The 8,566-nt window shown below is 45.8% G+C and carries 6 protein-coding genes and 1 pseudogene; 2 read left to right on the forward strand and 5 right to left on the reverse strand.

Annotated features, from left to right (window positions below; all coding sequences use genetic code 11):
• Window positions 1-470 (forward strand): annotated as a pseudogene (locus tag AACQ21_RS02010) (hypothetical protein); the annotation flags it as partial.
• Window positions 386-1,300: a hypothetical protein gene (locus tag AACQ21_RS02015; protein WP_258174220.1), complete on the forward strand. Its 915-nt coding sequence runs from the start codon at window positions 386-388 to the stop codon at window positions 1,298-1,300. The pseudogene AACQ21_RS02010 and the gene AACQ21_RS02015, both read left to right, overlap by 85 nt.
• Before the next feature lie 72 nt (window positions 1,301-1,372).
• On the opposite strand, the gene AACQ21_RS02020 is transcribed toward AACQ21_RS02015, so the two are convergent.
• The 5 genes from AACQ21_RS02020 to torC form a co-directional block, all read right to left on the reverse strand.
• Window positions 1,373-1,765 (reverse strand): DUF2750 domain-containing protein, encoded by a 393-nt coding sequence (locus AACQ21_RS02020; RefSeq protein WP_017047713.1) that lies wholly within the window; start codon window positions 1,763-1,765, stop codon window positions 1,373-1,375.
• Between the two features lie 100 nt (window positions 1,766-1,865).
• A complete protein-coding gene (locus AACQ21_RS02025; protein WP_105977074.1) occupies window positions 1,866-2,771 on the reverse strand; it encodes a manganese-dependent inorganic pyrophosphatase in 906 nt (301 codons plus the stop codon).
• A 210-nt stretch (window positions 2,772-2,981) separates the two neighbouring features.
• Window positions 2,982-4,718 carry a glycoside hydrolase family 36 protein gene (locus AACQ21_RS02030; RefSeq protein ID WP_105977075.1) on the reverse strand — a complete coding sequence of 579 codons (1,737 nt, stop codon included), beginning with the start codon at window positions 4,716-4,718 and terminating at the stop codon, window positions 2,982-2,984.
• Between the two features lie 205 nt (window positions 4,719-4,923).
• Entirely contained in the window at window positions 4,924-7,386 is a 2,463-nt protein-coding gene (torA, locus tag AACQ21_RS02035) for a trimethylamine-N-oxide reductase TorA (RefSeq protein ID WP_105977076.1), read from the reverse strand.
• 24 nt (window positions 7,387-7,410) lie between these two features.
• Window positions 7,411-8,566, reverse strand: a 1,156-nt coding sequence (torC, locus tag AACQ21_RS02040) for a pentaheme c-type cytochrome TorC (protein ID WP_258174221.1), incomplete at its 5' end; no start/stop codon positions are given.

Here is an 8,566-nt window from a genome sequence, read left to right on the forward strand (position 1 = left end):
CAGCAGCTGTTCATAGTGAGGCGAGTGCGCCAACCAAGGGACGAGATGTTGTTATACTCAATCCATATATGTCAGGAGGGGGTGACCATACCTTGGCAAATAGAATATCTCGTATTGTTGTTGAGGAAGGAGGCCGAGCATCCATTATACCTATCAATGTAGATCGCTCTTCTATCGACCAATACCGAAATATATCCTCTAGCTCTAATAGTCATGACATAAAAGAGTTCATTGATCCTATTTTTATTGTCTGTCCTGTTGGGATATTGCCCACAGACAAATTATCGATGGTAATTGATCATGTGTGTGGACGATTTAACTTTGCGAAAGGAAAAGTGCTTCTTTTAGAAGAAATGGATCTACTGGCTAGATATGTAGTCAATCGTTGGAAGCGCGTAAAGATATGCTCGATGCTAAAGGGTTTAGTGATGTTCAAACATACAAACTCGGCTTCGCAGAAGGGGCGATAGGTTATTTACCTGTTGATAATGATACTGTCAACAAAGTAAAGGACAGAGCCGATGCTGAAATAGCTAAACTTTTGGATGGATATAATATAGACATCCAGAGAGATAGTAATATTCATCTTGCTTACATTAGTGACAATACACAGGTAACGAGTGCTCAAGTTTTTATTTCTAATACGTTAACTGATACAAAAGGAGATTCGGTTGACTCCAACTATATTATCGTTTTTCGTTGTTACGATAATAATATTCCCAAAGATCTTAAGGGAGTGTTTGGCATTAAATCTGCCGAGTTGGGATTGGATAACCCGTCTCTTTTTGGAAAAGCTAGCATCTCTTACCTTAACTCTAAATCTGGCAATTTAAAGCCTTTATTTAAGCTAAATGGAAAAGGCAAGCGCAATGTCAACATTGTACTGACGTTATCGTTACCTAAGAATATATTTCTTGACCTGATGTTATTGTCTAAATCTAGTATGGCTAGCGGTGATCAATCATTAAGCGAGTATATTTCTTTCAAAGGCGAGTTTCCTTATTATAATGTGCAACCTTGGAAAGCTCCTTTAGTTGCAGGAGTAAAGAAGATGGCCGAAAGTTATGGAAATATCGGTTTAACAAATAAAATAGACGAAATGGTTGTGGGCAGGGAGCCGACCGGCCGAGCAATTACGTATAAATTTGCTCCAAATGTCGACAACACTCCCTCTCAAAATCTCGACCAGAAACAAGCGTGGGATTCATTGAACGATAAGTTATCATCTATGCGAGCAGACGTTCAAATTCGTGATTTTTTATCCATCAATAGACATTCGGATAGCCAGATAACTCGTTAATCTGGAACCTATTTCTTTCGGGATTAGCGCGCCAATAGAACAGAAAAGAGCTTCTATCAGAAGCTCTTTGAGTTAGCGAGTTTTACTGGCTTGCTTTTTCAATTCAAAATCGAACTCGTCGGGAAATAACACAACGCCTTCTTCATTCTCATTGGGGAACACTACCACCGACAGTTCATCTTCTTCTAGGCCCGAAGTCCAACGGCTGTGCCATTTGTTCAAAGAGATCGCTTCCGCTTCACACGCTTGCCACTCGCCTGTTGCCCATGCCTTGGCAAACTCTTGGTTAGGCCACACAGGAACACAATCATCTTCTTCTGTGTTGAGCATGACACAACCGTGCTCATCTTTTAGTATCCAAACTTCACGGTTTGCAACAATGGCTTTAATGCAGTATTTAAAACGTTCTTCTTCATTATAGCGATTGATTGCTTCTATCTGTTCTGTGGTTAATGCGTCTGCCATAGCCCGGCTCCATGCGAAAGTTGGGGAATATAAAAACGCCTACAGTGTAGCACTGCAGGCGTTAAATTTAGAATCTTAAACAATAAGATGATAAAAAGGATTAAGCCAATTCAGCTTGCAGCCAAGGCCAACCTTGTTTCTTACGGCTTAAGGTATTTTCCATCATCAACATGCCATTTTGTTCGTGTTTGGCTAGTTTTTCAGCCCATTCACCAGTATAAAGAAGACGGGTCTGCGCGGTGGTAATGTCGGTCAACATCACGGCGGCAAACGCAAGGCCTTCCTCTTTGCAGCGACGAACTAGGTCTGCTTGAATGGCGTCAATCATGCCATCGACTTGTTCAAGCGTTGCCAATTCCACTTGACCAACCACCACATCACGGCCGTTGAATGGGTAAGCTTTCAAATCTTTCTCAACAAGTTGAGCGGCAGATAAACCTTCAATGTCTGTTTTCGCAATCAAAAGCGCTTTAATAAAGGCATCAAGGTCTTCAACCTCAGCAATTTCAGCCAGTGCCAGCACAGCTTCTTTATCTTTTGGTGTGCACGTTGGAGACGCAAAACCGACCGTGTCAGACAAAATCGCAGACATCATCAATATGGCTAAAGGACGTGTGATTGGTGCATTTTCCATCTTGAATAGGTTGAACAAGATAGTGCAGGTACAGCCGACTGGCCAAATCCACGCTTCTAGCGGATTCACTGTCATTACGTCGCCTAGGCGATGATGGTCAACAATACCGAGAATTTCCGCTTGGTTGATGTCATCAGGTGCTTGTGCAAGATCGGTATAGTCCACAAGCCATACTTTTTCGCCCGCGACGCTAGTGCGAAGTTCAGGTTGATCAACACCAGCTGTTGCAAGAATGTGTTGAGTTTCACGGTTAATTTCACCCTGACGAACAGGCGTTGCTTCTAGACCACGTGCTTTAAGTAATTCAGCAGCAACTAATGCACCACAAATGCTATCACTATCTGGGTTTTTATGACCGACAACGAAAATCATCTTTCTTCCTATTTTAATGCTATTTAATGGCCTATCGAAGGTGATAGGCGAGATTGCTCACAAAGGCCGATACTTTACCTGATTTTCAGAATTTGTCATGACTTGTGGTTAAGAAATTATGGCTAATTTAGCGCAGCATTCTGCTACCCCGAATCATTCAGTTAACCTGAGCACTCTTAACAAGAGCACTCTGTTAACAAGGGCACTCCACTAACAAGAGGTAATCACTGCTCGGCTGGTTAAGCCACTTGCCAAGGAGACTTCAAATACTTTGACTGGCTCTGGCGAAAGCTTATCTCCTGTCCAGTAGTCATACCAATTCACTGGCTGGCTCGCTGTTAAGGTATAGTCACATGCCTTACCTTGGTAATTGAACACGCAGTGCAGATCATTGCGTTCTGTTAACTTTAAAAATAGGTGATTGAGAGCCAATGAAGTTGGCTTAGCCGCATCTTGGTTGTGTTTGCGCCTAATCATTAACTTATTTAGACTCTGCTTAGCAAAAGAGGTCAATTCTGGGAGTGGATCACCTGAAAGCAACAAGCCACCACACGCAAGCAATACATTGCGATGAAATTCATAGCTGACGCGATCGGTCGATTGATTCGCAAGCGACGTCAGTGTTGCGCAATCAGGATCAATTTGCCATAACTTGCGGTGCTGCCAACTGCGATAAAAAGTCTCTTTAGCGATTTGTTCAAAGCGCTGTGGCGAACGCTCGACATCGTCCGAAACACGCATGGCATCTACTAAACCCAGTGACGGCCACATCGGCGCGTTACATCCAAGTAACCATGCCTCTCCCGCGCCTTCTGCTATCGCCTGCATACCTAAACGGTACGCTTCAACACCCGTCACTCCCGACTGATAACGCCGCCCTTTAAGTGCTCCCCAATAGTTCGCATCCAACTTAAACAGCTCAACCCCCCACTCTTCTTTCATGGTTTTGATCACATGGGTTAAGTATTCCTGCACGTCAGGATGAGAGCCATCCAGCACATACCAAGGTGTACAGCGCCAGCCACCGTAGGTTACTTCTTCAGCTTTCAGTGGTTGTCTTTGAGCATTTTGTACAAACCAATCTGGATGTTGCTTAAACAATTGAGATTCAGCTTGTGCAATGAAGGGCGCGAGCCAAATTGCGGTTTTTTTGCCCGCTTGTTTGATCTCTTGGATCAGCGCTTTAACACCACGAGAAAACTTATCGGACGGCGTCAACCAATCGCCCATAAACGCCTGATAGCCATCATCCAGCAACACCCATTCTAGCCCCGAAAGTTCTCCTTGCATTGCCGCAAGGTTGGTTAGGATGTGCTGTTCATTAACATCGGCATAATAGGCATACCATGAACACCATCCAACGGGCGCAGGTTGTGCCACACCAGCACGCGGCGTATGGTGACAACTAATATATTGCGCATACTGTTGATACAAACCTGATAATGAATCACCTTGCAAAATAACGACGGATTCTAAACTGTTATTTGTCCAATCTTGTGGATGGGTCTGCTCGCCGTCAATGGAAGCGACTAAATAGGTGCCCGTCCTTTCCTCAAGAATTTCAAAATAGCCAGCAAAACGGTGGCAAGAGGTAAAACCAAACAGTTGGTATCCGGTGGATTGTTCAATCACCAGCGTGTTGTAATAACGTTGGCTGTCTTGCAGCGGGTAAATCCGGTAGCTCAAGCTATTGTCAGGGCAACGCCCCACATCCACCGGATGATGCGGCGAACCTGCAGTTTGCGCTAGCATTTGAAAACCGTCACCAATTACTCGTGCGTCCGATTCAACGTCAAATAGAGTGCGAAACAGCGAGTAGTGATCGGAAATGGGCGAGTTATGTATGCCTGAATAGGAAAAACTGATCTCATCGCCTTGCAATTGGGCAATCAAATCCGGTTGAAGTAACTCAACTTCTCGATGACATGGCAGAGTGATCGTTGTCATAACACCTCAGTACAAAGTACAAATTGTTGTTCTGGCAGTGTCTAATGAATTCGCGTTGCATGTAAGTTGTTTTGATCACGTTTTCTCTTTGACGTGGCTCCGTATGCTGTTTTATTCAACAATGAGAACGCCCAAGGTACAAGTTTGGATGTGACAAGTAAAACGCCAGCATGTTTGCTGGCGTTTCGTTGAGCTAATGACGGAATTACGCCACTTCGATTGGTCCACCGAATGACGTCACTGGTGGTACTTTACCAGTAAATTTCTCGAAATCGACAATGCAAGTATTGGCTGAAGTGGCTTGCGCCAGCTCAGATGAGCCGACATCGAGTGTGAGTGTATTTGGATCGCCATAGGTGCAAATAGCTCCCTCTTTTTCATTCAACGGGCCATACCACGCCCCCTCTTCGATGCGGATCACGCCGCGCGGGTAGCCATCGCTTAAAACGGCACCAGCTAATAGCTGGCCGCGATCATTAAATACGCGAACTAAATCCCCAGCTTTAATGCCTTTTTGTTTCGCATCGATTGGGTTGATATACACGGGCTCACGGCCATTGACAGCATAGGTCGCGCGATACTCTTCTGACTCACACATTTGTGAGTGCAAACGCTTATCTGGGTGACAAGATTGTAACCAATATGGATGCTTATCTGAACCCGGACCGCCGTGCGAACGCTCGGTTTTTTCAAACCACATCGGGTGATCTTGGCAATGTTCATAGCCATAACGCCCAATCTTACGTGACGTAATCTCGATAAAGCCAGACGGTGTACCCAATGCGTTTATCTCAGGGTCTTTACGGAAATCGGCGTGGCGAACCCAAGGTTGGCCTTCACCAAAATCCAGTACGCTCTGCTGCCAAAACTGTTCAAATTCTGGTAAATCAAACTTACCCGCGTTGGCTTTTTTACACTCGTTATAGAGCGAACGGACCCACTCCATCTCATCCATGCCGCGTGTGAACTCTTCATGGCGGCCAAAGCGACGCGTCAATTCAGTGAAAATCTCAAAGTCAGTACGCGATTGGAACAGAGGGTCAACCAAGCGGTGCATGGCAATCAAACCCTTGCCCGAATAAGAACCGTATACATCGATATCATTGCGCTCAAACTGAGTACAGGCAGGAAGAACGATGTCGGAGAAACGGCAAGTCGCCGTCCAAGCAAAATCGATCGTGACGACGGTTTGAAGCTTGCGGAACGCCTTCTTCATTCGGTTACGATCTTGGTGATGATGCCACGGGTTGTTGCCTGAAATAACCATCATTTTGTAATCAGGTAATTTTACGCTCGAACCGTTGTAGCGGATCTCTTTACCCGGCTCTAGCAAACAATCGACCCAACGGGCAACAGGAATCGTTTTACTGTAGCCGTTGTAGTTTTCGTTGTCCCATTTCGGTTTTGAACCCGTATCTAGGTTACGTGGAAAACCGCCGGGCGAGGCAAAACCGGTTGATGGGACCCCAATGCCAGAATAGTGATGCCCGTAGGAGATCCCCCCGCCTGGCAGGCCAATTTGACCAACCATCGCAGCCACAACCGCACCAGCCCAGTAAGGCTGTTCGCCATGCTCTTGACGCTGAATACACCAACCAAACAGTAACTGAGTTCGGCCATTAACGAGCATACGTGCAAATTCGCGGATCTTATCGGCTGTTACGCCACAAATCTCGGCGGCCCATTCTGGCGACTTAACAATCTTATCTTTCGTTTCGCCTTGAACGTACTGAATAAAAGGTTCAAATCCTAAGCAATAGGTTTTGATGAACGCCTTGTCATACAGATCTTCGTTATACAACACATGCGCCACCGCCAACATAAACGCCACATCGGTCTGTGGGTTAATGTACCAATGGTCACTGTTTAAGAAGCGCTGGGTTTTATTCTTGACTGGATCAACCGAAATAACGTTGATCTCTCCTTTTGCCACTTTTTCTTTCAACTGATCAAGATAAGGAAAGGATTGGTGCGTTTCACAGTTCCAGCCAACTTGCAGGTTTTTTACCGGGTCGGTCGCCCACAAAACAATGTTGTCTGAATGCTCAAGAATTTCCGACCAAGAGGTTCCTTGGGCATACACTTCTGTCGAACCTAACACGTAAGGAAGAATGGTTTGGCCTGCACCTGTTGAGTAATCACCCACTTTAGTGATGAAGTTACCGTGCATACCTACAGCGCGTTGCATCATCGCTGTGCAGTTGTGAAATGACCCCGTTTGGTTCCAACCCGTTTGTCCTGCATGCAGCGCCCAAGGGCCGTACTCTTTTTGTACACGCTCAAGTTCACGATAAAACAGATCCAACGCTTCATCCCAAGTGACGCGGATAAAACGGTTGTTGCCACGTGTTTCGCCGCTGTATTTATGTTTTTTGAGCCAATCAAGGCGAACCATTGGGTAACGCACTCGTGATGGGCTATAGATAATGCCTTTGATTCCGTTGAGCATATCAGTGGGGTGCGTGTCTGACTCTAGCGGCTTGACCGATTGTACTTTTCCGCCATACACATGTGCGCGAAATGCACCCCAATGAGAGCCTGATACTTTCCAACTGCCTGTTGTTTCTGCAGCGTTAGCCGATGTCGAGACCAATAAACTTGGCCCAATAACCGACGCCGCACTGGTGGTTGCTACACCTTTAAGAAAACTTCTTCGTGTAATCGCCATATTTAAAACTCCGTTTGACGTGGATTAATGGTGACCTTCAGCAAAATCTGAAGAGTGTTTTTGTAGATACTTCAAGACTAACGCTTCGCTGTCTGTGTCGAAGTTGACGAATGCCATCATGCCGTTAAACATGCCCGGCCAAGTATTCGCATCAAAATGCGCTTCATCCGGTTGGCTATGACAGACAGAGCAGTTCGTTTTATAGGCCTCACCCGCTTTTTCCCAAATTGGATCCACGCTATCGAGCATGGCTTGTTTTTTCATCCACACTTTCGCGTTTACTTTTTCCCAAGGTAGACCGGTGAGATCATCGACACGCTTTTCACCAACAGTGACGATTGCATCATTTTGTGCCGCTTCTTTCATCAAGGAGCCCACAGCGATGTTCATACCAAAATCTTCTTGGATCACACGACCAAAGCCTTTTGCTTTACGCCAACCATCAATTTCGATTTGAATCATCTCGCCTTTCTCATCCAATACCGTGACTGCCGATGCTGGGTTCAGAAGGCCTGCTTCCACTTGAGCTTGCGCATCTTCATAAATAGGTAAGAAGCGAACGCTCACCACTTGCTTGCCGACCGAGTAATCGGTTTTAGATGCCAACTGCTCTAGCTCGCCAATCAGTCCACCTGAGCTATCCATATTTTTAGGCAGGTTGTGGGCGATCCCTTTATGGCAATCTAGGCAACTTTGATCTTTTTCCGCTGCTTGTTTCATCTGAATACGCGCGGTTGCCGACATCTGTTCGAAATCCATCGAATCGTAATTGTGGCAATTTTTACATTCCAATGAGTTGTTGGCTGAAAAGCGCTCCCACTCATGCTTGGCCAATTCAATACGGCGCTCTTCGAATTTTTCAGGGGTACCTAAATCACCAAAAACTTGCGCAAATACCTCCTTAGAGGCTTGCATCTTACGCGCAATTTTAGCGGTCCATTCGTGTGGTACGTGGCAGTCTGGGCAAGTGGCACGTACGCCTGAATGGTTTTTCCAGTGCACGGTTTCTTGCAGCTCAACATAAACGTTGTCGCGCATTGTGTGGCAGCTGATACAGAATGCTTCGGTGTTGGTGGCTTCAAGTGCAGTATTAAAACCGCCCCAGAAAATCACACCGGCGATAAAACCGCCCATCGTGAGCACACCAAGGCTGATGTGCACGGCTGGACGAGTCATAGTG

The sequence above is a fragment of the Vibrio sp. V01_P9A10T6 genome, from assembly GCF_963877065.1.
In the GTDB taxonomy this organism is placed as follows: Bacteria; Pseudomonadota; Gammaproteobacteria; order Enterobacterales; family Vibrionaceae; genus Vibrio; species Vibrio anguillarum.